Annotated in this window: 24 protein-coding genes; 8 read left to right on the top strand and 16 right to left on the bottom strand. The window is 74.0% G+C overall.

Going from position 1 to position 24,708, the window contains the following annotated elements; genetic code table 11:
- Nucleotides 1-1,227: 1,227 nt before the first annotated feature.
- A complete protein-coding gene (locus tag J2S42_RS05545) occupies nt 1,228-1,890 on the bottom strand; it encodes a histidine phosphatase family protein (RefSeq protein WP_307235857.1) in 663 nt (220 codons plus the stop codon).
- 108 nt (nt 1,891-1,998) lie between these two features.
- Here J2S42_RS05545 and J2S42_RS05540 point away from each other — a divergent pair, with 108 nt between their 5' ends.
- Both J2S42_RS05540 and J2S42_RS05535 read left to right on the top strand, forming a co-directional pair.
- The gene (locus J2S42_RS05540; RefSeq protein ID WP_307235855.1) at nt 1,999-2,901 is read left to right on the top strand and encodes a diacylglycerol/lipid kinase family protein; all 903 of its coding nucleotides are present in this window, start codon (nt 1,999-2,001) and stop codon (nt 2,899-2,901) included.
- The gene (locus tag J2S42_RS05535) at nt 2,898-3,716 is read left to right on the top strand and encodes a metallophosphoesterase family protein (RefSeq protein WP_307235853.1); all 819 of its coding nucleotides are present in this window, start codon (nt 2,898-2,900) and stop codon (nt 3,714-3,716) included. Before J2S42_RS05540 ends, J2S42_RS05535 begins: the two co-directional genes overlap by 4 nt.
- Here J2S42_RS05535 and J2S42_RS05530 read toward each other — a convergent pair.
- From J2S42_RS05530 to J2S42_RS05505, 6 genes are all read right to left on the bottom strand, one after another.
- Nucleotides 3,706-6,510: an AfsR/SARP family transcriptional regulator gene (locus J2S42_RS05530; protein ID WP_307235851.1), complete on the bottom strand. Its 2,805-nt coding sequence runs from the start codon at nt 6,508-6,510 to the stop codon at nt 3,706-3,708. The genes J2S42_RS05535 and J2S42_RS05530 overlap by 11 nt on opposite strands.
- Before the next feature lie 50 nt (nt 6,511-6,560).
- Entirely contained in the window at nt 6,561-7,010 is a 450-nt protein-coding gene (locus J2S42_RS05525; protein ID WP_307235849.1) for a hypothetical protein, read from the bottom strand.
- A gap of 116 nt (nt 7,011-7,126) precedes the next feature.
- On the bottom strand, nt 7,127-8,185 hold the full coding sequence (locus tag J2S42_RS05520) for an alpha/beta hydrolase (protein ID WP_307235848.1): 1,059 nt from the start codon (nt 8,183-8,185) through the stop codon (nt 7,127-7,129).
- The gene (locus tag J2S42_RS05515) at nt 8,182-8,448 is read right to left on the bottom strand and encodes a hypothetical protein (RefSeq protein ID WP_307235846.1); all 267 of its coding nucleotides are present in this window, start codon (nt 8,446-8,448) and stop codon (nt 8,182-8,184) included. Before J2S42_RS05515 ends, J2S42_RS05520 begins: the two co-directional genes overlap by 4 nt.
- Nucleotides 8,445-8,672, bottom strand: a complete 228-nt coding sequence (locus J2S42_RS05510; RefSeq protein ID WP_307235844.1) for a hypothetical protein — start codon at nt 8,670-8,672, stop codon at nt 8,445-8,447. The genes J2S42_RS05515 and J2S42_RS05510 overlap by 4 nt, the downstream gene beginning before the upstream one ends.
- 141 nt (nt 8,673-8,813) lie before the next feature.
- Nucleotides 8,814-9,338, bottom strand: a complete 525-nt coding sequence (locus J2S42_RS05505) for an RICIN domain-containing protein (RefSeq protein WP_307235842.1) — start codon at nt 9,336-9,338, stop codon at nt 8,814-8,816.
- 183 nt (nt 9,339-9,521) lie between these two features.
- Between J2S42_RS05505 and J2S42_RS05500 the strand changes: the two genes are divergently transcribed.
- The gene (locus tag J2S42_RS05500; RefSeq protein ID WP_307235841.1) at nt 9,522-11,768 is read left to right on the top strand and encodes an ATP-binding protein; all 2,247 of its coding nucleotides are present in this window, start codon (nt 9,522-9,524) and stop codon (nt 11,766-11,768) included.
- 149 nt (nt 11,769-11,917) lie between these two features.
- Here J2S42_RS05500 and J2S42_RS05495 read toward each other — a convergent pair whose 3' ends face one another.
- The gene (locus J2S42_RS05495; protein WP_307235839.1) at nt 11,918-12,988 is read right to left on the bottom strand and encodes a helix-turn-helix domain-containing protein; all 1,071 of its coding nucleotides are present in this window, start codon (nt 12,986-12,988) and stop codon (nt 11,918-11,920) included.
- Nucleotides 12,989-13,215: 227 nt separating this feature from the next.
- Between J2S42_RS05495 and J2S42_RS05490 the strand changes: the two genes are divergently transcribed.
- The gene (locus J2S42_RS05490; protein ID WP_307235837.1) at nt 13,216-14,931 is read left to right on the top strand and encodes a dihydroxy-acid dehydratase; all 1,716 of its coding nucleotides are present in this window, start codon (nt 13,216-13,218) and stop codon (nt 14,929-14,931) included.
- 72 nt (nt 14,932-15,003) lie between these two features.
- Nucleotides 15,004-15,681, top strand: coding sequence for an SDR family oxidoreductase (locus J2S42_RS05485; RefSeq protein ID WP_307235836.1), 678 nt, complete (start codon nt 15,004-15,006; stop codon nt 15,679-15,681).
- 21 nt (nt 15,682-15,702) lie between these two features.
- On the opposite strand, the gene J2S42_RS05480 is transcribed toward J2S42_RS05485, so the two are convergent.
- From J2S42_RS05480 to J2S42_RS05455, 6 genes are all read right to left on the bottom strand, one after another.
- On the bottom strand, nt 15,703-16,218 hold the full coding sequence (locus J2S42_RS05480; protein WP_307235834.1) for a hypothetical protein: 516 nt from the start codon (nt 16,216-16,218) through the stop codon (nt 15,703-15,705).
- A 19-nt stretch (nt 16,219-16,237) separates the two neighbouring features.
- On the bottom strand, nt 16,238-16,801 hold the full coding sequence (locus tag J2S42_RS05475) for a hypothetical protein (RefSeq protein ID WP_307235832.1): 564 nt from the start codon (nt 16,799-16,801) through the stop codon (nt 16,238-16,240).
- Nucleotides 16,802-16,856: 55 nt separating this feature from the next.
- On the bottom strand, nt 16,857-17,351 hold the full coding sequence (locus tag J2S42_RS05470) for a WXG100-like domain-containing protein (protein ID WP_307235830.1): 495 nt from the start codon (nt 17,349-17,351) through the stop codon (nt 16,857-16,859).
- A gap of 45 nt (nt 17,352-17,396) precedes the next feature.
- Nucleotides 17,397-17,732, bottom strand: coding sequence for a hypothetical protein (locus tag J2S42_RS05465; RefSeq protein WP_307235828.1), 336 nt, complete (start codon nt 17,730-17,732; stop codon nt 17,397-17,399).
- A complete protein-coding gene (locus J2S42_RS05460) occupies nt 17,729-18,163 on the bottom strand; it encodes a YbaB/EbfC family nucleoid-associated protein (protein WP_307235826.1) in 435 nt (144 codons plus the stop codon). Before J2S42_RS05460 ends, J2S42_RS05465 begins: the two co-directional genes overlap by 4 nt.
- A gap of 79 nt (nt 18,164-18,242) precedes the next feature.
- Entirely contained in the window at nt 18,243-18,677 is a 435-nt protein-coding gene (locus J2S42_RS05455; RefSeq protein WP_307235824.1) for a DUF4259 domain-containing protein, read from the bottom strand.
- A gap of 227 nt (nt 18,678-18,904) precedes the next feature.
- Between J2S42_RS05455 and J2S42_RS05450 the strand changes: the two genes are divergently transcribed.
- Nucleotides 18,905-20,065, top strand: coding sequence for an epoxide hydrolase family protein (locus J2S42_RS05450; RefSeq protein ID WP_307235822.1), 1,161 nt, complete (start codon nt 18,905-18,907; stop codon nt 20,063-20,065).
- A gap of 31 nt (nt 20,066-20,096) precedes the next feature.
- A complete protein-coding gene (locus J2S42_RS05445) occupies nt 20,097-21,473 on the top strand; it encodes an NAD(P)/FAD-dependent oxidoreductase (protein WP_307235820.1) in 1,377 nt (458 codons plus the stop codon).
- Between the two features lie 48 nt (nt 21,474-21,521).
- On the opposite strand, the gene J2S42_RS05440 is transcribed toward J2S42_RS05445, so the two are convergent.
- The gene (locus J2S42_RS05440; RefSeq protein WP_307235818.1) at nt 21,522-21,818 is read right to left on the bottom strand and encodes a hypothetical protein; all 297 of its coding nucleotides are present in this window, start codon (nt 21,816-21,818) and stop codon (nt 21,522-21,524) included.
- 186 nt (nt 21,819-22,004) lie between these two features.
- Between J2S42_RS05440 and J2S42_RS05435 the strand changes: the two genes are divergently transcribed.
- Nucleotides 22,005-23,420 carry an MFS transporter gene (locus J2S42_RS05435; protein WP_307235816.1) on the top strand — a complete coding sequence of 472 codons (1,416 nt, stop codon included), beginning with the start codon at nt 22,005-22,007 and terminating at the stop codon, nt 23,418-23,420.
- 528 nt (nt 23,421-23,948) lie between these two features.
- On the opposite strand, the gene J2S42_RS05430 is transcribed toward J2S42_RS05435, so the two are convergent.
- Nucleotides 23,949-24,626, bottom strand: coding sequence for a winged helix-turn-helix transcriptional regulator (locus tag J2S42_RS05430; RefSeq protein ID WP_307235814.1), 678 nt, complete (start codon nt 24,624-24,626; stop codon nt 23,949-23,951).
- Between the last annotated feature and the right edge of the window lie 82 nt (nt 24,627-24,708).

The following is a 24,708-nucleotide window of genomic DNA, read 5'->3' as shown; positions in this document are numbered from 1 at the left end:
CGGCGGGCCCCGCTCCGGAGACCCGGTCCGGATACCCGGCCCGGCGCGAAGGCTCGGCCCGGCGCGAAGGCTCGGCCCGGTGCGAAGGCTCGGCCCGGTGCCGGAGGCGCGACCCGGCCTGGCGCGGGCCAGCCGGGCACCACACGAAGGCGCGCAGCGCCGCGTCGGGCCGCACGGCGCGGTGCGGCGCTGCGCAATGGCGATGCGCCGTGGCCGCTTCGGGAGCGCGCGCGAAGCCCGCGTCCGAAATATCGCCATATCTCGCTCCGCCTTCGAGTGTCCGTGTCCGCGGGAATCCCGCCTGCCCGGCTGAGTGATCAATCAGTGGTGCAAAAAGGAGGTCAACTTCGATATGTGATCTCCTTTTCGTACCACTGATTGATCACTCAGGGCCGGCGGCGCCGCCTTCGGGCCGGGCCGGCGGAGAGCCGTCGGGCGCCTCGTCCCCGATATGGCGATATTTCGGGCGTGGGGTGCGGGCGGTCGCCGGCTCGGTGTTGCCGTGCGAGATCTGCACGCCGCTGTCGGCCGCCTCGATCCGCGCGAAGCGGCCACAACGACACCTGGATCTTCGATCCCCCGCAGATGGAAGCTCATCCCCGGCATCGGCCCGCCCGCGATGGCGAGCGAAGTATGCGGATTACCAGCAGCACGGCCCGCGCCGCCGGCGTTGATGCGGGACCCGGTGGCACGAAACGCGTGCATCGTCGGCGACACGGCTGCACCGCCGGCGTTGGTGCGGGGCCGGTGGCGTGCGAAGCACGCGCGACCATCGGGAGTGCGGGCATGCACTGCCGGCATCGGTCCGGGCGGCGGTGTCTGGCGGGTGGTGTGTCCGGCCGGTGGTGGTCGGCCGGTGGCTGGCGGCGGGTGGCGCATCCGGGTGCGTTACGCCCGAAATTTCACCACCCATCGTGATTGGAGGTAAATCTCGATAGCGGAAGGAATTCCGATCTTGTCTCCAATGAACGGATTCGACCTTTCAGCTACTGAAAGCATCGTGTCCCGCCTCGGCGGGGGCGTGATTCCCGTTTCTGGAGAGCGTTGCGGCTAACGCAGGTACGCCGGCCGGACTGCTTTATCGCGAAATATCGGGCGCAAAGCGCCCGGCAGCCAACCGGTCTCGTAGTGGGCGGCCGGTTGGTAGGTGCGGCCTGTGGGCTAGGTGCGGGTGGGCGGCCGGCGGGGCGGGGCCGGACGGGTGCGGTGGGTCAGCCGGTCAGCCGGTCAGCCGGTCAGGAGGTCGAGGGTGAGGTGGGCGGTTTCGTTGAGGGTCCAGAGGGCCCGGTGGTGCGGGGTGTAGTGGATGCGGGTGAGGGAGGCGTGGGCCGGGCGGGTGAGGTAGTCGCGGCGGGTGTGGAGGGTGTCGGCGAGGGCGGCGTTCAGGACGCCGTTGTGGCAGACGATCACCACCCGGCGGTCGTCGCGGTGGCGGGCGGTGACGGTCGCGAGGGCCTGCCGGACCCGGTGGCGGAAGGCACGGCGTGGCTCCGCGCCCGGGAACGCGTCCCACCGGCCGTGCCGGACGAACCGGCGGCCCGCGCGTTCCCACGCCCGCACGCTCAGCCCGGCCGGCCGGGACCCGGTGTCCGGCAGCCCGATCTCGCGCAGCGCGGGTACGATCCGCACCCGGTGGCCGGTCACCGTGGCCAGGTCGGCCGCGGTCTGCCGCGCGCGGGCCAGGTCGCTGGAGTACACCGCGTCCACCATGTCGCCGGCCAGGGCCGCGGCGGCCGCCTCGGCCTGGCGGTGGCCGAGCGTGGTCAGCGGCGGGTCGTCCCGCTCGGGGCCGGCGCGTTCGCCGGGTGGCAGCGGCTGGCCGTGGCGCACGAACACCACCTCGAGGTGGTCCGCGCCCCAGAGCGTTGCGTCGGCGACCGGATCCGGCACCCGTGGATCCTACGCCGCGGGCCGGGCGCGGGCACCGTACCCGAGCGGGCTCTTGGCCAGTGCCCGCTCCGGCGGGCGCCCGGCGCCCGGCGACCCTAGACTTTCGCCGTGAAACGCGTTGCGGTGGTGTACAACGCGCGCTCCGGCGCGCTGCTGGCCCGGGCCGAGGCCTCGCCGGAGGAGCAGCTGACCGAGCTGTTCGCCAAGCGGGGCGTCGAGGTGCGGATGCGGCCGTTCGAGCCGGGCACACTGCGGATCGACGTCGCGGGGCTGCTCGCGGAGGAGCCGGACGCGGTGTTCGTGGCCGGTGGCGACGGTACGGTGCGGGCGCTCGCCGAACAGCTGGCCGGTGGCGACGTGCCGCTCGGCATCCTGCCACTGGGCACGATGAACCTGCTCGCCCGCGACCTCGGCGTACCCGTCGATCTGGAGGAGGCCGCGGACGCGCTGCTCGCCGCGCCGGTCGACCGGATCGACGTGGCCACCGTCAACGACTCGCCCTACCTGCACAGCTCGATGCTGGCCATGCTGCCGCACCTCGGGCGGATCCGGGAGCGGGTCCGTGGGCAGCGGCTCGGCGTGTTCCGGCTGATCGACCGCGCGGTCCGGCTGATCCGGCGCTACCCGCGGATGGAGCTCACGATCACCGTCGACGGCGCTGAGCACCTCACCCGTACCCGCGCGGTCGTGGTCTCCTGCAACCCGCTGGCCGCGGGTCCGGCGCCGATCCCGGGACGCAAGCGGCTGGACGCCGGGCGGCTGGCGGTCTACGTGACGAAGGAGCGGGGCAGCTGGGACCTGGTCGAGGTGGTCGCGAAGCTGTTCAACGGCGGCTGGCAGCAGGACGAGCGGATCCGTGTCTACGAGGGTAAGACTGTAGAGGTGAGATCAACCCGGCTCGCGCTGATGAGCGTGATGAGCGACGGCGAGAACGCCCAGCTGGCCACCCCCCTGCGGTACGAGATCCGGCCCCGTGCGCTCGCGGTCCTGGCACCGGGAGCGGCTGCGTGAAGCCGGCCGGCGTGCGGATCGCGCAGATCGCCGATCTGCACTTCGGCCGGGACGTGCCGGCGGTCGCGGAGACGCTGATCGAGGAGTTGCGCGAGGTACAGCCGACGCTGATCGCGGTCTGCGGCGACCTGACCCAGACCGCGGCCGAGGCGGAGTTCCGGGCGGCCAGCGCGTTCCTGGACAAGCTGCCCGCGCCCGCGGTGGTCGTGCCCGGCAACCACGACCTGCCCGGCTGGCGGTTCTGGACCCGGTTCACCCGCCCGTGGCGGCGCTGGCGCAAGCACATCGCCAGCGACCCGCACGGCGCGGTCACGTACGAGACGGACGGCCTGATCGCGGTCGGCGTCAACTCGGCCCGCCGCTGGACGTTCCACCACGACTGGTCCCGCGGCCGGATCAACATGCGGCAGCTGACCGCGATCGGCGCCGCGTTCGACGAGGCACCACGTGACGACCTGCGGGTGGTCATCGCGCACCACCCGTTCCTGCTCACCGACGCGGTCCGCAGCCGCGGCCTGGTCGGCCGGTCCGCGCTCGCGCTGCGCCACCTGCGGCACCGTGCCGACCTGCTGCTCGGCGGCCACATCCACCTGGCGTACAGCGGCATCGTCGACGGCCTGGTCGTCGCGCAGTGCGGCACCGCGGTCTCCAACCGGCTCAAGGGCGAGCCGAACAGCTACAACCTGATCGACGCCACCGGCGACCGCCTCACCATCGCGATCCGCCGCTGGACCGACGACCGCTTCGAGACCTTCGAGAGCCACGAGTACGTCCGCGACGGCCACGAATGGTCGGTCCCGGCCGCTACGGCGTGACGCCGGCACGCTCCAGCAGGCCGGCGGTGATGGTGGCGGAGCGGGTGAGGCCCATCTCGGTGAAGCCGGCGTGGGCGGCGGTGAGCAGCGGGATCGCGGCGGCCGGGCGGCCGGACAGCAGTTCCAGGTGCCCGGCGGAGCGCTGCGCGGAGGCGATGCCCCAGCGGTGGCCGATCCGGGTGGCGCGGTCCAGGCAGCGGCCGGCGAGCGTCCGCGCGTGGTCGTGCAGGCCGAGTTCGAGGTGGATGCCGGTCAGCACGGTCTCGGCCACGGTCAGCTGCATCTCGTCGCGTAGCGCGGTGTAGCCGGCCACGGCCGCGCGGGCGTGCCGGGCCGCGACCGCGGTCAGCCCTCGCCGGAGGTAGCCGTCGGCCAGGAACGTGTGCGCCTCGGCGCTGCCCCAGGCGTCGCGGCCGGCCTCGAAGACGGTGAGTGCCCGGTGCAGCGCCGCGGTCTCCCCCTCCGGCGACGGGTTGACCGGCTGTCGGAAGGCCAGGTGCACGTAGCCGGCGGCCGGGGTGCCGCCGAGCGCGGGCAGCAACCGCGCCGCCCGGTCGTAGGCGGCCAGCGCGACGCGCGTCCGGCCGAGCTGCTGCGCGGCGACGCACCAGCCGAGCGCGGCACCCGCGGTCCCGGCCGCGTCGCCGAGCGCGGTGTAGAGCCGGTACGCGCGGCGCAGGTACGGCAGCGCGCCCGGGTTGTCGTCGCGGAACCGGTGCAGGCTGCCGAGGCTGAGCCACAGCAGGGCCCGGGTGGCGGGCGTCAGCGCGGCATCGGCCGGGATCGCGTCGTGGGTCGCCGCCCAGTCGCCGATCCGGCCGCGGACGACGCAGAAGTTCACGGTCGCGGTCGCCAGCCGGGCGGCCAGTTCGGCCTCGCCCGCCTCGGCCAGCCGGGGCACCAGCGCGCCGATGGTCTCCAGTTCGGACTCGAACCACTCCGCCGGTGCCGCGGCCGCCTCCGCCAGCGCCGTCGTGGGGGCGGGCAGGGCCAGCGGGCGTCCCGGCAGCCGCAGGTTCGCGGACAGCGCGGCGCGCAGGTAGGCCGTGCCGGCCGCGGTGACCAGCTCCGCGACCGGCGGGCCGGGCCGCTCCACGGCGGACAGCCGGACCAGGTCGTGCACGGCGTACCGTTCGTCGCTGACCCGGGTGAGCAGCTGCGCGTCGCAGAGCCGCTCGGCCAGCGTGTACGCGTCCGCTTCGGCGACCCCGAGCAGCGCCGCGGGCAGCCAGGACGCGAACGTACGGACCGGCAGTGCGCTCACCGCCCGCAGCAGCGTCAGCGGTGCCGGTGCGAGCCGGTCGAGGCTGAGCGCCAGGCTGGCCCGGACGTCGGCGTCGCCGTACGTCATCCGGTCCAGGCGCTGGTCCCGGTCGGCGAGCCGGGCCGCGATCCGGCGCAGCGACACGTCCGGCGTCGCGGCCACCCGGGTGCCGATCGCCCGGATGCCCAGCGGCAGGCCACCGCACAGCCCGGCGATCGCGGCGGCCGCGGCCGGGTCCGCGGCGACCACGCCCGGGCCGGCGATCCGGGCCAGCAGCGCGGTACCGGCCTCGACGTCCAGCGGCAGCAGCGGCACCCGGTGCGCGCCCGGCACGGCGAGCGCGGTCCGGCCGGTGACCAGCAGCGCGCTGCCCGGACCGGGCAGCAGATGCCGCACCGTACCGGCGTCGGTGGCGTTCTCCGCGAGGATCAGCACCCTCCGGCCGGCCAGGACCGACCGGAGGTGGGCGGCGCGCTCCGGCACGTCGTGCGGCAGCATCTCCGCCGGTACGCCGAGCGAACGCAGCAGATGGCCGAGCACCCGCCCGGCGCCGGGCGGGTCCAGGTCGGCGACGAGGCAGCCGTCCGGGAACGCGCCGGCCACCGCGTGCGCCGCGCGCACCGCCAGCGCGCTCTTGCCGACGCCGGCCATGCCGCCGATCATCACGGTCACGCCCGTGCCCGGCACGTCCGGCTCCTGCCGCAGCAGCCGGATCAGGTGGGCGAGTTCCGGTTCCCGCGCGGTGAAGTCCGCGACCACCGGCGGCAGCTGGAACGGCGCGGCCAGCCGCTCGGCGGTCCGCAGGCCGGGATCGCGGCGCAGCACGGCGCGGTGCACCGCGACCAGTTCCGGGCCGGGGTCGATGCCGAGCTCCGCGGCGAGCACGGTACGGGTCTCCCGGTACGCGCCGAGCGCACCGGCCGGGTCGCCGTTGCGGTAGGTGGCGAGCACGTACAGGCTGCGGAGCCGTTCCCGCAGCGGGTGCTCGCGGATGCAGTCGCGCAGCAACGCCTGTGCCGCGCCCGGCTCGCCGCCGCGCATCAGCAGCTCGCTGTAGAGCTCGACCGCGGAGAGATAGTCGTCGCGCGCGGCCGCGGCGCGCGCCTCCAGCACCGGCCCGGCCGCTTCACCGGCGAACGGCTCGCCGCGCCACAGCGCCAGCGCGGCGCGCAGGTCCGCGCGCGCCGCCTCCGGTTCTCGCGTGCTCCGCGCCCGGGCCGCGGCGACCAGCGCGGTGAACTCGGTCAGGTCCAGCTCGCCCGGTGCGACCTCGAACCGGTACCCGGCCGGCGTGGCGGTCACCCGGCCGGGCAGCAGACGGCGCAGCCGGGACAGGTACGTGCGGACGTTGGCCGGTGCGGAGGCGGGTGGCCGGCCCCGCCACACCTCGTCGACCAGCGCCTCCGTGGTGACGACGCGGTTGCCGCTGGTCATCAGCAGCAGCGCGATCAGCCGCGGTTTGCCGGCCTCGATCCGCACCGGCCGGGTGCCGTCGCTGAACCCGGCCGGGCCGAGCACCCGGAACAACATTCGGCCATTGTCGACGATGAGGATCCCGGATGCTCGGCGCCGCCGTCACGTCACATCCGGAACGCCGGGCCGGACGGTCCGCACTGCACGATCTTGTCGGCGACGGTGCCGCTGCGGCCGGACTCGTAGGTGCACGCCCGGATCTGCACCTCGGAGCCCTCGTAGAAGTTCATGTTGCAGCTGCCCTCGGCGCCGTTCCCGCGCTTCTCCACGCAGGCGCCCCGGCGGTACAGCGCGCCGTCGACGAAGTTCTGCCAGACGATGGCGGCCGAGTGCCCGTCCGCGAGCGTGTCCCGGACGTTGAAACTGTCGTCCCCCGGCCAGGGACATCCGAAGACGGCCTCACCGAACGAGGCGCAGTCACCACTGATCACGGCACGGTAGGTGCCGGACGTGAACGTCTCCACCCAGGCCGGGGCCGCGGCCGCGGGCAGCTGGCCGACGGTCACGGCCATGGCCAGCCCGGTCAGGACGGAGGCGAGCAGCTTTCTGATCTTCAACTGAACTCCCGGCGATCGAGGAAAACCTTGAATCGACGTGTACGCACGGCGACGCGGATCAACCTACGGACGGCCCGCACATTCCCCGCACATCCACCACCGTCGCTGTCTGCCGGTCAGAAGCGGACGGCCTCGGTCGTCACGCCCGGGAACGGCCGGGCGCCGGTCAGCACCGGCAGGCCGGAGCGGTCGCCGTTGAGCGCGTAACCGTAGAACGCGCGCAGGTAGGTGACCGCCAGTGCCTGCTGCTGCGCCGCGGTCGGCCGGCCGGTCTCGGCGGGGCAGTCGGTGTCGTCGCCGTCGACCGGACCGGGGCCGGTCGTCCACTCGGTGTTGTAGAAGTTGTGGTTGCCCTTCGTCACCCGCAGGCGGAAGCCGTGCACGCCCGCGCCCTCGGCGTACTCCTCGCCGCCGAGACCCCAGCAGCCGGCCGAGACGACCGCGATCGGCACGCCGGTCACCCGGGTGTCGTAGAAGCCGCTCGGGCCGGGAGAGGCGAGCGAGACCACGCCGCGGATCCGGACGCCCGCGGGCAGTTCGCCGCGGTTGCCGTCCGCGGCCTGGTACATGACTCCCTCGCCGCCGACCGAGTGGCCCATCGTGCCGACCCGGGTCAGGTCGAGCCGGCCGCGCAGGTTCACCGGCTTCCCGCTGGTCAGGTCGGTGACCCGGCCGGCGAGCGGGCCGCCGCCGGTCGTGGTCAGCCGGCGGAGCATGTCCAGGTGCCGGTTGATCAGCCGTCCGCGCTGCGGCGCGACGCCCATGTGGTGGTTGAGCCCGCTCGCGCTGAGCGACACGACCACGAAACCGTCGGCGGCCAGCGCCCGGCCGAGGTAGTCGTAGCCGCGGTAGCTCGGGTAGGGCCGCACCCCGTCCGGGCACGGCCAGCTGTCCCAGTCGTTCTCGTCGGCGGAGTGGCAGGCCAGCTGCTGGCCGTGCAGCAGCATCACGACCGGCAGCGGGCCGGAGGCGGCGCGTGGGTAGTGGATGACGGCGCGCAGTTCGGAGGTGCCGCCCGCCCAGTCGGCCGGGTCGGTGAACGCCTGGTCGCCGAGGTCGTAGGCGGCCACGGCGACCGGGTCGGTGCCGGCCTGCGCGCTCGGTGCGCCGGCCGGCGTGACGGCGAGCAGGGATGCCGCCGCGAGGACAGGGACGAGTCTTCTGAGGAGTCTCACGTCCCGGTAGACGTCGTACGCCGCGGATCGGTCGCACCCGTGATCATGCCGGTGTGCAGGTGACCGCGGGCGCGGTGGCGGCGCCGCTGCCGATCAGGCAGGTCCGCACGCGGCGCCGCGAGCCCGGTGGCGTACGCGAAGACGGCGACCGGAAGATGCCCGAGCCGGCCGACGTGACCGGCCGGGACGACGTACGTTCGGTCGGTCCGGCTCAGCCGCGCGGCGCGGTCCTCCGGGCCGGCCGGCCCGGCCGGTGGGCTCACCGGCCCGATCCGGCGGTGGCCGGTGTCCTCGCGGCCCCGGTGGCCCTCAGGGCGGTGGCCGAGTACCGCACGTCCACCACGGTGGAGTCGTTGATCAGGTCGCCGCCGTTGACACCGAAGTACGCGACGACCAGGTCCTTGCGCCGGTGCCGCGGGAAGTAGAGCGCCAGCACCAGCACGGACACGGCGACGAGTTCCGCTCCCAGCAGCGCCAGCTCCGCCATCGACCGCTCCTCGCCTACCGGAAATTCACCGGAACCTCCGCAAACTTTCCTGGAAGGCTGCCCAGAGAATTCGATATGGGTCAATGTGTTTGGGTGTCGGACCGTGGGAGCCCGGCCGCCCGGGCCCCCACGGTGCGCGACTCAGATGAGCAGGCGCCAGACCTGGTAGGAGCCGTAGTTGCAGGCCCGGGCGTACGCGTCCCGGGCGGCGGAGCCGTGGGTGTCGAGGCAGATCAGCCGGCCCTCGTAGAACTCCTGGCGCAGCGTCACGTGCTGCCAGTTCGAGCCCACGCCCTCCAGCACGTCCGTGTCCGGCGGCTGGCCGTTCGAGCAGGCGTGGGTGTACAGCCGGGGTCCGCCGTACTCGTCCATGTTCAGGCACATGCCGGTGGCCCGGTTCTTGATCTGCGCGAGCTCGTACCCGAACCGGGACTTGCCCTTCGGGCCGTACACCTCCCAGGTCTGGTAGTTGTTGCCGCTCTGGCACGGCAGCGTGTACACCGACCCGAAGACGCTGCCCGGGGCCGGGAAGCCGCTGTCCAGGCACAGACCGGACTGGTGGCTCTGGAATCTTCCGACGAGCGTGTACGCCGCCGCGGGCGAGGCGGTCACCAGCAGCCCGCCGATGACGAGCGCGCACAGCGCGACGATCCGGGTGACGATCACAGGGGTTCCTTTCGCCGTCGGTCCGGTGGCCGGGGTGGCCACTCGGCACCGAGTAGAGCGACGGGCGGTCCGGGGCTCCAGGCAGAATCGCAGGCAAGAAATTCCGGCCCGCGTCGCCGCAGCTCAGCACGGCGGCCGATGGTGTGTGACGCAGCCGATACACAGCCGGGCGAGGATGTGCCCGTGGGGGACCTCAGCCTCGGCGGTGTGTTGCGTGCGCACCGGTCCGGCGCCGGACTGACCATCGAGGAGCTGGCCGGCCGGGCCGGTGTCAGCGCCCGGGCGGTCAGCGACCTGGAACGGGACCGGGTGCGCCGGCCGCAGCGGCGCACCCTGATCGCGCTGCTCGACGCGCTCGCGCTGCGCGGCGCGGATCGCGATCTGGTGCGGCGGCTGGCGGATGCCGGCCGCACGCCGCCCGGTCCGTGCCCGATGCCGGACCCGCCGGCGCACTTCACCGGCCGCCGGGATACGGTGGCCGCGATCCGGGCCCTGACCGGCCCGTCGTCCGGCGTGCCCACCGGTCCGGTCGCCGTCGCGGTGATCTCCGGCCCGCCGGGCGTCGGCAAGACCGCGATCGCGTTGCACGTGGCGCACGTACTCGCGGCGGACTACCCGGACGGGCGGTTCTTCGCCGACCTCCGCGGCACCCGGCGATACCCGGCCGCGCCCGCGGAGACGCTGCACCGGCTTCTGCTGGCGCTCGGCGTGGCGGAGACCAGGATCCCGGCCGACACCGCCGAACGGGCCCGCCTCTTCCGCCGCCTGCTCACCCACCGGCGGGTCCTGCTGGTCCTGGACAACGCCGGCACCGAGGAGCAGATCCGGCCGCTGCTGCCGGGCGACGGACCCGGCCTGGTGCTGATCACCGGCCGGCGCTCGCTGAGCGGGCTGGAGGCGGTGCGCTGGCTGCCCCAGGACCCGCTGCCGGCCGGGGACGCGGCCGCGCTGCTGCACGCGGTCGGCAGCACGCCGCCGGGCCGCGACGCGGACCAGGTCGCGGCGCTCGCGGCGCACTGCGGGCACCTGCCGCTCGCGCTCCGGATCGTGGGCCGGCGCCTGCGCGACGAGCCGGGCCTGACCGTGCCGGTCCTCAGCGAGCGGCTGGCCCGGGCACAGGACCGGATCGCCGTGCTCGACGGCGGCACCGCCGGGCTGGCCACCGCGCTCACCGTGTCGTACCGGGCACTGCCGCCGTCCGGTCGGCGTACGCTGCGCCGGCTGGCGCTCGTCCCCGGCCCGGACTTCACTGCCGACCTGGCCGCGGTGCTCTGCGGCACCGGGCCGGTCCAGGCCGAGGAGCACCTGGACGCGCTGGTCGAGTGCGGTCTGCTCACCCCGCGCCCGCCGGACCGCTACGGTCTGCACGACCTCATCCGGGCGTTCGCCGCGACCCGGCTGCGCCGTGACGAGCCGGACGGCGGGCGTGCCCTCGGTGACCGCCTCACCCGCTGGCTGCTGACCACCACGGTCCGGGCCGGGCGGTGGTTCGAACCGGGCGGGCCACCACTGGAACACGGTACGGCGTTCCCGGTGCACGGCGACGCCGCGCGAGCCCGCGCGTGGCTCGACGCGGAACTCGACAACTGGGTGCCCGCGCTGCGGGCCGGTGCGGAGACCGGCCTGGACGCACTCGTCATGGCCACGGCCGACGCGCTGCACTGGTTCTCCGACCAGCGGCTGCAGCTCGGCATCTGGCCGGAGGTGTTCCGGCTCGGCGCCGAAGCCGCGCTCCGCGCCGACGACGCCGCCGCACAGGCCGTGCACCTGAACTACCTGTCCTGGGCGCAGGCGCTCTGCGACGCCGACTACCCGGCCAGCCTCGGCACCGCGACCGAGGCGATGCGCCGCGCGGAGACCGCAGGCGACCTGGCGCAGCAGGGCTGGGCGCTGGTCTACGCCGCGTCGGCCCATACCGGCCTGGGCGAGCACCGGCCGGCCGCGCGGCTGCGGCAGCGCGCCTGGGTCCTGTTCCGCCGGGCCGGTGACCACGAAGGCCTGCCGCAGGCCATGCGCGGTCTCGGTGCCTCGCTGCACGCGCTCGGCCGGACCACGGAGGCCCTGCGGGTGCACCGGGCGACGCTGCGGCTGCTGCGGGACCCGGCGACGCCGATCGCCGGCCTGGCCCGCGCCTACTCCGACGCGATGACCTGCCGCAGCATCGGCATCACGCTCGCGGCCGCGGCACGCTGGGCGGAGAGCGTGGCGGCGTACCGGGAGGCGCTGGCCGGGGTGCGCGCCTGCGGGCTGCGCAGCCAGGAGCCGAGCGTCCGGATCGGACTGGCCACGGCACTGCGGCACACCGGCGGTGCCGCGGAGGCGGCGGAGCATCTGATGGCGGCGGCGGTCGTGGCGCGCGAGCTGGGTGATCCGCAGACGGCGGCGCGGGCCGAGACCGCGCTGGCGCCGGACTCGGACGGTCGCGGCTGACGCGTGCGGTGCCGGGTGAGTGCCGTGTTCCCGGGTGGCGGCGCCGGCTCGGATCGTCGCCATCGGGGAGCGTCGTTTCGGCGGCTGCGGCTGCCGGGCTCGACAGTCGCTACGGGACGCATCGTGTCCGCCGGTTGCCGGTGCCGGGCTCAGATCGTCGCGGCGAAGGCGCGCAGGAGCGGGTGGACGTCGTATGCGCCAGTGGCCGGTGGCGGCACCCAGCCGCAGCGGGCCAGCTCGGCCAGGGCCGCCGCCGGCGGCGCGTCCCGGGCCAGCGTCCGGAGCGCGTGCCGGGCCGGTCCGGGCAGCTGCAGACAGCCGCGGTGGAACGTGGCCCGGACGGACAGATCCCCGGCCGCCAGCTCGTCCAGCAGCCGGCCCGGCCGCATCAGCCGGTCGGCGATCCGCTCGACCGGCCACCGTCCCCGGGTGAGCAGCCGGTTCGCGACCGCCCGCAGCGCCAGCGGCAACCCGTGACAGAGCCGCGCCAGGTCGCCCACCACCCGGTCCGGGACCGTCCCGCCGGTCATCCGGTCCAGGGCCAGCCGGCTGTCGTCGGCGGGCAGCGGCGCCAGCACCCGGCTCCGCACGCCGGGCAGCGGGATCCGGTGGGCGCAGGTCATCACCGTCACCGCCGGCCCGGCCGCGGGCAGCAGCGCCGCCACCTGACCGGGATCGCTCACTCCGTCCACGATCAGCAGCACGCGGCGCCGAGGGCCGTGACCGCCCGCGTCCGTGCCACCGCTGAGCGCCCGCGCCACCCGCCGGGCCGCCTCCGCCGGGCCGGGCGGCCGGTGCCCGCCGAGGTCGGCCAGCCGGACCCCGTGCGGGAAGTCCGCGGCCGACCGAGCGGCGGCCCGGAGCGCCAGTGCGGTCTTGCCGACGCCGGGAAGACCGGCGATCTGCACCGGCCGTCCGCTGCCGATCGCGGCGGCGAGCCAGTCGAGATCCGCCGTACGGCCGGTGAAGCACGGCGTCGACCGGGGGAGCCCCGCGGCGGCGGACTCGGCATGCAACGCGGCCCGGAGCCGGGCACCGCCGGCCGGCCCGAGACGCAGGCCGCCGGCGAGCGCACCGATCGTGCCGTCCTGCGGGCGCCGGATCCGGCCACGCTCGATGCCGCCGATCGTCCGCGCGCTCACCCCGGACCGCGCCGCAAGCCCGTCGATCGTCAGCCCGGCCCCGACCCGCAGGGCCCGCAACGCCGCGCCTCCGTCCACCGCACGACCTCCGCAGCCATCGACGCCCGAGGTTAGCAACGTCAGGTTTCGCCCCGGTGCCGGCGGGTGGCAGCATGCCGTGACCGGTCGCACCGCGGGCTCCGACATGGACCGTCGCGGTGGCCGGTGCGGTGCGGGCCGGCCGGCGGGCTGGGCATCCGGGGCTCGGCGTGCCTACCATGCGAGCACGATTCCATCGAATGATCTAGATCGCGAGGGGTCATCGCATGCAGGCTCGGCGCAGCGCGCAGTGGTACTCGGGCGACGTCCGCAACAGCTACATCCATCGGGCCTGGATGCGTCGCGGCCTGCCCGCGGACGCGTTCGACGGCCGCCCGCACATCGCGATCGCGAACACCGCCTCCGACCTCACCCCGTGCAACGCGCACCTGAACGAGGTGGCCCGCAGCGTCGCCGACGGCATCCACCGGGCCGGTGGCATCCCGCTGAACCTGCCGGTGGTGTCGCTGGGGGAGACGCAGGTCCGGCCGACCGCGATGCTGTGGCGCAACATGGCCGCGATGGCGATCGAGGAGATGCTGCGCGCCAACCCGATCGACGCGGTGGTGCTGCTCGGCGGCTGCGACAAGACCATCCCGGCGCTGCTGATGGGCGCGGCCTCGGTCGATCTGCCCGCGGTCGTGGTCCCCGGCGGGCCGATGCTCACCGGCACGTTCCGTGGCGTCCCGCTCGGCTGCGGCACCGACGTGTGGAAGCTCAGCGAGGAGGTCCGCGCGGGCACGCTGTCCGCGGCCGAGTTCCAGCGCTCCGAGGGGTCGATGATCAGGAGCAAAGGGCATTGCAACACCATGGGTACGGCGTCCACGATGGGTCTGCTCGCCGAAGTCCTCGGCATGACGCTGCCCGGCATCGCCGGCACCCCGGCGCCGGACTCGCGGCTGCTCGAGGCCGCGCACGCGACCGGCGAGCTCGCGGTCGAGCTGGCCGACACCGGCCGGCGGCCGAGCACGGTGCTGAGCCGCGGCTCGTTCCTCAACGCGATCGTGGCGCTGGCGGCGCTCGGCGGCTCCACCAACGCGGTCGTGCACCTGCTGGCGATCGCCGGCCGGCTCGGTGTGCCGCTCGCCCAGGACGACTTCGACCGTACCGGCGCGGGTGTGCCGTTGCTCGTCGACCTGCAGCCGGCCGGCCGGTTCCTGATGGACGACCTGTATCGGGCCGGTGGCCTGCACGCGGTCCTCGCCGAGGTCCGTGACCTGCTCGACCCGGCCGCGCTCACGGTCACCGGCCGGCCGCTGGTCGAGCACCTCGGCACGCCGCTCGTCTACGACCGCGAGGTGATCCGCCCGCGGGAGGCGCCGCTGCAACCGCACGCGGGCATCGCGGTGCTCCGCGGCAATCTCGCCCCCGGCGGCGCCGTGATCAAACCGGCGGCCGCGTCGCCGCACCTGCTGCGCCACCGCGGCCCGGCCGTCGTCTTCGACTCGATCGAGGACGTGCACGCCCGCCTCGACGACCCGGACCTCGACGTCACCGCCGACTCGGTGCTGATCCTGCGCGGCTGCGGGCCGAAGGGCTACCCGGGCATGCCGGAGGTGTCCAACATGCCGCTGCCCGCGAAACTGCTCGCCCAGGGGGTACGCGACATGGTGCGCATCTGCGACGGCCGGATGAGCGGCACCGCGTACGGCACCGTGGTCCTGCACGTCACCCCGGAGGCGGCCGCCGGTGGCCCGCTCGGCAAGGTCCGCACCGGCGACATGATCATCCTGGACGTGGAGAACCGGCGGCTCGACGTCGACATCCCCGACATCGAGCTGGCCATCCGTGACCCCGCGCCGGAGATGGTCAAGGCGTTCGCGGCCCCGGCCCGCGGCTGGGAACGCCTCTACGTCGACACGGTCGGCCAGGCCGACACCGGTGCCGACTGCGACTTCCTGCTCGGCTCCAGCGGCGACCAGGTCTCCCGCGAATCCCACTGACCCCCGCCCGCCCGCGCGGTGGCCACCGCCGGCGGCCGGGTCTGCCGGGCGTCGTACGGACGGAGGAACGCCATGCCCCGCACCGCGCTCGTCACCGGCGGTCTCAGCGGCCTCGGCGCCGCGACCGCGGCCCGGCTGGCCGCGGACGGCATCCGGGTGATCACGCTGGATGTGGCCGACGGTGCCGACGTGCGCGTCGACGTCAGCGACACCGCGGCCGTCGACGCCGCCGCCGGCCGGATCGGGCCGGTCGACATCCTGGTCAACTCGGCCGGCATCGTCGGGCCGAACGCGCCGCTGTGGGAGATCGGCCGGGACGGCTGGGACCGCACGTTCGCGGTCAACGTGCACGGCACGGTCAACACCTGCCGTGCGTTCGTGCCCGGCATGCGCGAGCGCGGCTGGGGACGCATCGTCAACATCGCCAGCATGGCCGGCAAGGACGGCAACCCGAACATGTCGCCCTACTCCGCGTCCAAGGCCGCGGTCATCGCACTCACCAAGTCCCTCGGCAAGGAGCTGGCGACCAGCGGAGTCCTGGTCAACGCGATCGCCCCGGCGGTCATCGAGACCCCGATGAACGCGCACACCGCCCCGGACGCGCTGGCCCACATCACCGGCCTGATCCCGATGCGCCGCGTCGGCCGGCCGGAGGAGGTCGCCGAGCTGATCGCCTGGCTCACGTCCGACCTGGTCAGCTTCTCCACCGGTGCGGTCTACGACATCAGCGGTGGCCGCGCGACGTACTGACCGGCCCGGGCCACCCCTCGGTCAGGAGACCGGTGTCACGCGGCTCCAGCGGGAGATGGAGCCCCAGTCGCCGAACGTGGGTGCCGGCTCCCAGTGGTGGGTGACGTCCACGTCGGTGCGTTCGTCGAGCAGGCGCTCGCCGGCGGCCTTGTCGGTGGTGGTGCGGCTGACGACGCCGGTCTCCTGGTACTCGAAGTTGTCGATCTTGATGGAGCTGGACAGGCCGCGGGCCTCGTCGTCCGGGTACTCCCAGGAGGTGATGTTGTGCAGGAAGAGGCGGTCGCCGTGCGGGCGGAACGAGTAGCTCAGCGACTGCCGGCCGACCTCGTCGAAGAACCACACGCGCGCGTGGCCGTTCTCCCGCTCGATGACCGCCTCCGGGATGATGTCCTCGGCGGTGTCGCTGAGCGTGACGGAGTACAGCTCGCCGGTCCGGTCTCGGGCGGCGGCCTGCTCGGCCGTCATCGGGTCGATCGGCTTGTTCTTCTTGAAGTTCCACCGGCGGCAGTACGCCACCGGACCTGTCGGCTCGGACATGCCACTCCTCCCAGACGCGCTAATTGTACGAGTGACCGTTCGAGTCACGGATCGTGATGCCGAGGTCGTCGGCCGCGGATATCACCGCCGGTGGTACCGGGTCGTCCTGCGGCGGCACCTCGAGGATCGGATCACCGGAGAGCTTCTTCCCGGCCGCGTCGCCGATCTGGCTGCGCGCGTGCTCGGTGTCCTTGACCGTCGCGTCGGTGCTGTACTTGCTGTCCAGTTCGCGCAGGTAGCCGACCGCGGTCTCCTCCTTCACCTTGTCCAGCTGCGTGTGCTTCCGCGAGACGATCTCCTCGTCCGGGATGTACGAGTCGACGCGCTTGCCGTTGTCGAGCGTGAGCTCGTTGCCGCCACCCCGGGCGGTGTAGTACGGCTCCCGGTCCTTGTTGAACTGGTTGCCCCGGTTGAAGTTCTCCAGCACCTCCGGCGGGAGCGGCTTCTTCGGTTTCTTCGGTGCCTGCGCACCACTGACCGGTGCGGTCGCCGCCGGCTTGCCGCCGCGGCCCCGTCTCGCCGCGTCCACGGCGTCGTCGGCCAGCTTCTTGCCGTCCTCGAGCACGCCGTCGAGTGCCTTCATGACCCCCTTGGCCGCGGCGCCGGCGACCTTCCCCTTGCCCGTGCTCTTGCCGGGCCTAGCCATTGAGCACCGCGTCGACGGCCATGCCCAGCAACTGGTCGAGCACGAGCTGGGTCAATATCTTGAAGATCGGTATCTCCAGCAACGACGCGCCGAACGTGACGACCGCGGTCGCGACGGCCTGGGCGATCTGGACCGCGAGGATCGTCAGCTGCACGATCACGTTGATCTTCAGTGCGAGGACGACACCGGCGCACACCATCAGGCCGGCGCCGATGATCTGCGCGCCGGTCTGCGCGTTCTGCAGACGGGCCGACGGGCCGTCCTCGGCCGTCCACGCGGTCTGGAACGCGGTGATCGTCTCCCCGCGGTTGCTCTGCCATGCCGTCGCGGCGGCACCGTCCGCGGCCGTGACGTGCGAACCGATCGTGCCGGCCGCCGCGAGCCACGACTGACCCAGCTCGAACAGCCGCTCCTCGTCCGCCTCCGGCCAGGTGAAACCCAGCATCCCCAAAACGTCGATCAGCTCGCCGGGCAGTTGCAGGCCCACAGCGGCTCCCCCTCCCCGTGTCGCCGGCAGGCCCGGCATCCGTCCTCAGGTACCGCGCGCGTCGAGCGTCGTCCCGATCTGCCCGAACTGCTGGGAGATCTCCTCCTCGGCCGCGTCGTAGGCGTCCGCCGCCACGGCCAGCCGGTCGCTGTAGGCGCCCATCGTGTCCAGGTTCGAGAACAGGCAGTTCATGGCCATCGCGTACGCGCCGGTGTAGATCTCGCCGATGATCGAGCCGAGGTCGTCGCCGCCCCACGGCGCGTCCGCGCCGGCCAGCTCCGTCTCCATCCGCTCGAAGTCGGACAGTGCGGCCGAGAAGACCGACCCGATCCGGTCGTCCGCGCGGCGCAGCGACTCGGGATCCACCTCGAAGCCGCTCACCGGCGGGTCTGCCGTTCGATCTGCCGCATGGCGTCCGCCAGCCCTTCGGTGATCCGGTGCATCGACCGCATGCCCTGCTCCTGCACCTCGGCCAGCCGCGCCGCCAGCGCCGCCGGGTCGATCGCGGACACCGCTGCCTCCGCCTCGCCGGCTCCGCGCAGCGACGCCCACGCCGCGTTGACGGCCTCGATGATCTCCTGCTGCAGCTCGTGCCGCGGCAGCGACGCGGTGCGCTCGTCCAGCGACAACCCGACCAGCCGCCCGTCCGCGCCCATCTGCGCGCGGATCAGCCCGTCGGCCGCCATCCCCACGCCCGTGGCGTGCGGGTCGTCGAGCGCCGGCCGGGGCACCGGCGGCTGCGCCGCCGCCACCTGAGCGCGTGCCCGCTCCAGCAGCTCCGCAAGATCGATCTCCGGCCGTAGCTCGCTCATCCTGGCCCTCCCCGTCAGCGCGACCATCCTAGGAGCCGGCGGCAACCCCGCCGGCCCGGCATCGGCGACGGCGTCCGGCTCACCGGCCGGCCGGGTGGGCGAGGACGTCGCGGAGGGCCCGCACCGACGCGAGCGCCTGCGCGTACGTCGACTCCTCGGTCTCCTCCCACAGTTCGCGCCATTCCGAGTCGTCGCCGACGATCCGGTCGAGGGCCCGCACCGCGATCGCCGGCACGTCCCCGGCCACCTCGACCCGGCCGCCCTCCGTCACAAAGCCCGGCGCGTAGGGGCTGTCGATCGCGGCGCCGTCCGGCAGCGCGGACGCGACGACGGCCGCGGCGGCGAGCGCCTGCTCCGCCTCACGGCTGTCGACGAAGTCCGCTCCGCGTTCGGCGACCCGGATCAGCGCCTCCCGGATCAGCGCCATGCGGTGCTCCGGTGCCGCCTCGTCCAGATGGGCGCACCAGTCCGCGGCGGTGTCGTTGTCGAACGGGCCGACGTCCCACGTGCCCATGCTGCGTCTCCTGTTTCCCCGGTCTGTTTTCCCGGTCTGTTTTCCCGGTCTGTTTCCCGGTCTGTTTCCCGGTCTGTTCCGAACCGGCCGTGAGCGTAGCGCCCGGCGCGGGCCGGAAGGGTCGGCACTCACGAAGATGAGGGCCGCCGGGGCCGCACCTAGTGTCGATGCCAGATCGCGCCCAGGGAGGCCGGCCGGGAGCTGCGGGCCCGAGGTGAGGAGCCGTTGTGAGAGCTTTCAGGATCGAGACGCCGCAGGCGGAGCTGGACGACCTCAAGCGTCGTATCGCCGGCACCCGCTGGCCGGAGAACCTGCCGGAGACCGGGTGGGACCGGGGCGTGCCGACCGCCTATCTCAAGGAACTCGCGGAATACTGGGCGACCGAGTACGACTGGCGTGCCGCCGAGGCCCGGCTGAACGCGTATCCGCAGTTCACCACGGAGATCGACGGCGCTACCGTCTACTTCCTGCACGCCCGGTCGCCGGAGCCGGGAGCACGGGCGCTGCTGATCACGCACGGCTGGCCGGGCTCGGTCGCGGAGTTCCTGGACGTGATCGGGCCGCTGACCGACCCGCGCGCGCACGGCGGCGATCCGGCCGACGCGTTCCACGTGGTGCTCGCGTCGATGCCCGGCTACGGGTTCTCCGGGCCGCACCCGGGCACCGGCTGGACGCTGCTGCGGGTCGCCTCGGCCTGGGCGGAGCTGATGAGCCGGCTGGGCTACGAGCGGTACATCGCGCAGGGCGGTGACTTCGGCGCTCCGGTCTCGCTGCTGGTCGGGCTGGTCGACCCGGAGCACGTCAGCGGCGTGCACCTGAACATGCTGACCACCACGCCGAGTGACGACCCGGCGGACCTGATCGGGCTCAGCGAGCAGGACCAGGCGCGGATGGCGCACTCGCAGCGCTTCCTCGACCACCTGTCCGGCACGATGAAGCTGCACTCCACCCGGCCGCACACCGTCGCGTACGCGCTCACCGACTCGCCGGTGGGCCAGCTCGCGTACATCGTCGAGAAGTTCATGGACTGGACCGACGCGGTGAAGGTGCCGGAGGAGGCGATCGACCGGGACCTGATGCTGACCATCGCCACGATCTTCTGGCTGACCGGTACGGCCGGCTCGTCCAACCAGATGTACTACGAGAGCGCCGAGCAGCTGCCGATCAACGCGCTGACCGGGCGCTACCCGGCCGTACCGGTGCCGGTCGGGGTGGCGGTCTTCCCGCACGCGGCGTTCGTGGCCATCCGCCGGTTCGCCGAGCGGGACCTGCCGCGGATCGTGCACTGGACCGAGTACGACCACGGTGGGCACTTCGCCGCGATGGAGGAACCGGACCTGTTCGTCGACGACGTCCGCGCCTTCGCCCGGCTGCTCGCCGATGCGTGACCGGCGTACCCCACGAGAACGGGAGACCGCAATGGACAGTCGGGTCGGCAAGCGGGCCCTGGTGCTGGGCGGCAGCATGGGCGGCATCCTCGCCGCCCGGGTGCTGTCGGAGTCCTACGACGAGGTGCTGGTCGTCGACCGGGACACGGTGCTCGGGGTGACCGGGACGCGCCGGGGCGCGCCGCACGCCGTGCACGCCCACGCGCTGCACGCCCGCGGGCACCTGATCCTGGAGGAGCTGTTCCCGGGCCTGACCGACGGGCTGACCGGCGCCGGCATCCCGAGCTGCGACCTGGGTGAGATGCGCTGGTACCTGAACGGCCGCCCGGCCCGGATCGCCCGCACCGGCCTGCGATCGGTGATGGCGCCGCGGCCGATGCTGGAGGCGCACATCCGCGCCCGGGTGGCCGCGCTGCCGAACGTGACGTTCCTGGAGCGGCACGACATCGCCGGGATCGTGGCCGACGCGGAGGGCCGCCGGATCCTCGGCGCGCGGGTGGTGCCGCACGACGCGCCGGACCAGGAGCGGGTCTACGACGCGGACCTGGTCGTGGACGCGACCGGGCGGGGCTCGCGCACCCCGGCGTGGCTGGCCGAGCTGGGCTATCCGAAGCCGGCGGAGGACAAGGTCAAGATCGGGCTGGCGTACACCACGCGGCACTACCGGATGGAACCGGGCATGCTCGGCGAGGGCGTCTACTCGATCAACCCGGTCGCGTCACCGGCCCACCCACGCGGCGCGTTCTTCGGCACCATCGGCCCCGGCGTGATCAACCTGTCGCTGACCGGCATCCTCGGCGACCACCCGCCCACCGACGAGGACGGCTTCCTGGAGTTCGCTCGCACGCTGCCGATCCCGGACGTCTACCGGGCGGTCCGCGGCGCGCAGCCGCTCACCGACCCGGTCACGTTCCGCTTCCCGGTCAGTGTCCGGCGACGGTACGAGCGGCTCAGCCGGTTCCCGGAGCACTATCTGCTGATCGGCGACGCGCTGTGCAGCTTCAACCCGGTGTACGGCCAGGGCATGACGGTCGCGGCGATGGAGGCGATCGCGCTGCGGGACGCGCTGCGCCGCGGGACCGTGCCGGACGCGGCCGCCTACTTCGCCGAGGCGGCCCGGATCATCGACACGCCGTGGGAGGTCTCGGTCACCGGCGACCTGGACTTCCCCGGGGTGGAAGGACCACGGCCGATGAAGGTACGGATCGGGAACGCCTACATGGCCCGGCTGCAGTACGCGGCCACCAAGGACGCCAAGGTCACCGAGGGTTTCATGCGAGTGGCCGGCCTGCTCGACCCGCCGTCCGCGCTGATGCGGCCGGCCATGATGGCCCGGGTGCTGCGCCACGCGATCCGCCGTCCGCAGCCGGGGCCGTCCTGGCTCGCCCAGCCGGTGCACGCCGGCTGACCGTCGCCGTACCGCCGCCCCGGGGAGCCTCCCCGGGGCGGCGGCGTGTCAGCGGCCGTACGCGCCGACCACCGCGGCCGGACTGAATCGCGGCCCGTCGGCGCACCGCTCGCCGATGCCCTCCTGGAATCGCCGGAACGCGGGGAACGCGCCCAGCGGATTGCCCTCTCCCTCGCTGACCAGCACGTGGATGAACTCGGTCCCGTCACCGAGCCGGTAGGTGGTGTACCGCAGCCCGTCCGGCGCGGCCGCGCTGATCTCGGCGAAGACCTCCTCCACCAGCCGCGCGTTCAGGTCCGCGGCCTCGGGCCGGGTGGTGTACCGGATCACGGTCGTGTGAGCCATGGTCGTCCTTTCGACGGCGTCGCCGACCACGCTGCCGCCGCCGGCCGGCCGGCGGCATCTTCCGGAATGCGGTATCGCAACAGCGCACTTTGGAAGAAGACCGTCCCGGTGACGCGTGCCACCATGCGTGATCGAACTTCCGGAATCGACGGGAGTCGCTGGCACTCCTCCGGCATAAGGACAGACATGGTCGCTTCGTCCCTGGGCCCTCCACCGCTCGCCGTGCCGCACCCGCGCCGCTGGGCGGCACTCGTCCTGCTCTGCGCCGCCAACTTCATGATCATTCTCGACTCGCAGATCGTCATCCTCGCGCTGCCCGCGATCAGCGCGGACCTGGCCATGTCGCCGGCCTCCGCGCAGTGGGTGCTGAGCGCGAACCTGCTCGCGTTCGGTGGCCTGCTGCTGCTCGGCGGCCGCGCGGCGGACCTGCTCGGCCGCCGCCGGATGTTCCTGGTCGGCACCGCTCTGTTCCTGGCCATCTCGCTGCTGTCCGGCTTCGCCTGGAGCGCGGGCGTGCTGATCGCGGCCCGCGCGCTGCACGGCGTGTCCGCGGCGCTGATGGCGCCGACCGCGCTGGCCATCCTGACCGACGCGTTCCCGGACGGCCCGGACCGGCACAAGGCGCTGGCCGGCTGGGCCGGCATCGCCAGCTTCGGCGCGGTCACCGGCCTGCTCGCCGGCGGCGCGCTGACCGAGCTGGGCTGGCAGTGGGTGTTCCTGGTCAACGTGCCGGTCGCGCTCATCATGCTGGTGCTCGCGCCGGTGCTGCTGCCGGAGAGCCGCGACCGCGACCAGCCGCGCACGTTCGACCTGGCCGGCGCCGCGACCAGCACCGGCGCGCTGGTGCTGCTGCTCTACGCCATCGTGCTGGTGCCGACCGCCGGGTGGCTGAGCACCCGCACGCTCGCGCTGTTGGCCGGCGCGATCGTGCTGCTCGCGGCGTTCGTCGCGATCGAGAGCCGGTCGAAGGCGCCGCTGGTACCGCTGCACCTGTTCCGCTCCCGCTCGCTGGTCGGCGGCAACCTGGCGATGCTCGCGGTCGGCATGCTGCCGTTCGGCCTGTCCGTCACGATGAGCCAGTACGCGCAGACGTTCCTCGGCCTGTCCGCCTGGGACTTCGGCCTGCGCCAGGTGGTGATGCCGCTCAGCGCCACGATCGGCGCGTACGCCGGGCATGCGCTGGTGACCCGCTGGGGTGTGCGGGCGGTCGCCGGCGCCGGCATGGTGGCGATGGCCGCCGGTGCGCTGCTGCTGCTGATCACGGTGGCGGCCGGGCAGTGGCGGCTCGATACGTTCGCCGGACTGGCCGTCTTCGGCGCGGGCATGGGCGTCGCCACGGTCGCCGCCGCCACGGCCGCGCTGGCCGGCGTGCAGCGCGCGCACGCCGGCCTGGCGTCCGGCCTGAACACCGCGGCGCTGCAGTCCGGCGGCGGCTTCGGCGTGGCCGTGGTGGTCACCGTGATCGCGTCCTTCTCCACCATCGCGACCGGCGACGAGGGCGGCTACCGGGCCGGTTTCATCGCCTGCGCCGTCATCGCCCTCGTCACGCTGGCGATCACCTGGACGCTGCTGCGCTCCCGGCCCACCGCCGACATCGACTGACCGCACGGCTCCGCACCGACGGCCGGTGGCCGGGGTCTTCCGACCCGGGCCACCGGCGGTCGCGGGCCTTCCGCGCGGTCGCCGCGCGGCTGTCGCGGGTCTTCCGTGTGGTTGCCGCGCGGCTGCTGCGGGTCTGCCGTGCGGTTGCCGCGTGGCTGCTGCGAAGATCCGCTGGGTTGCCGCGCGGCTGTCGCGGGTCTTCCGTGTGGTTGCCGCGTGGCTGCTGCGGAGATCCGCGCGGCTGTCGGAAGGATCCGCGTAGTCGCCGCACGGCCGTCGCGGACCTCCGGCGTGGTCGCTGCGCGGCTGTTGTGAGGATCCGCGCGGCCGTTGGTGCGGCAGCGGCGATCGTGGCGAGGTCCGGCTTCGCCGTGCCGGCACCGCGGGTGCTATCGGGACTCCGCGCGGCACCGCGGCCGCGGCCCGCCGGTCAGGTGGGGGTAGAGCGGTCGGGTCGGCCGCAGCGCGGCGCGACGCCCGTTGCCGAAGGCTTCGCACGGTCGTGATCCGGGCACGGCCGCGCGCGGATCACACGCGCGGTGGCGAGGCCGGCGCGGTGCGCCCGGCGGCGGGGACCGCGTCGAGCAGCCGCAGCAGCGCCGCCCGGTCGCCGGTGACGACGGCGGTGCCCGCCCGCTCCGCGCCGGCCAGCCGGTCCGGGTCGCCGAGCAGCGCGTTGAGCGTGCGCGGATCGGTGGCCAGCCCGGCGTCGCAGCCGGCCGGGTCGCCCTGGGTGACGCTCACCGCGCCGTCGGCCGCGCGGACCGTCCAGACCTGTGCGCCGAGCTGCACCCGGTAGACCGCGGGCGGCCACGCCGGGTCGGGCCGGGCGGCGGAGCGCAGGTAGATCAGCGTCGAGGTGGCGCTGAGCGCGGCCGTGTCGTCGCGCGGGGGGAGCCGGACGCCCCAGTCGCCGAGCGCCAGCACGATCGGCTCGGCCTCGCGGCCGTGCGGGGTCAGCTCGTAGACCCAGGCGGCGCCCGGGGCCGGCAGCCGGCGCCGGGCGACCACGCCGTGTGCGCCGAGCTCGCGGAGCCGGTCGGTGACGATGTTGCTGCTGGCCTGGGGGAGCGCGGCGCGCAGATCGGCGAAGCGCTGCGGGCCGAGCAGCAGCTCGCGGACGATCAGCAGGGCCCAGCGCTCGCCGAGCACGTCCAGGGCGCGGGCGATCCCGCAGGCGTCGTGGTAGCTGCGGCTGGTCGGCACGGACGGCTCCTCGGTGCGTGAAGGCGGCCGGTGGAGGTTATCGGCCGACGCGCGGTTGCAAAAAACCTCTACGTGGTTGTTT

It is taken from the genome of Catenuloplanes indicus, from assembly GCF_030813715.1.
Taxonomy (GTDB): Bacteria; Actinomycetota; Actinomycetes; order Mycobacteriales; family Micromonosporaceae; genus Catenuloplanes; species Catenuloplanes indicus.
Note: the sequence above shows the minus strand (reverse complement) of the source record. Positions and strands in the feature narration are given on the sequence as shown.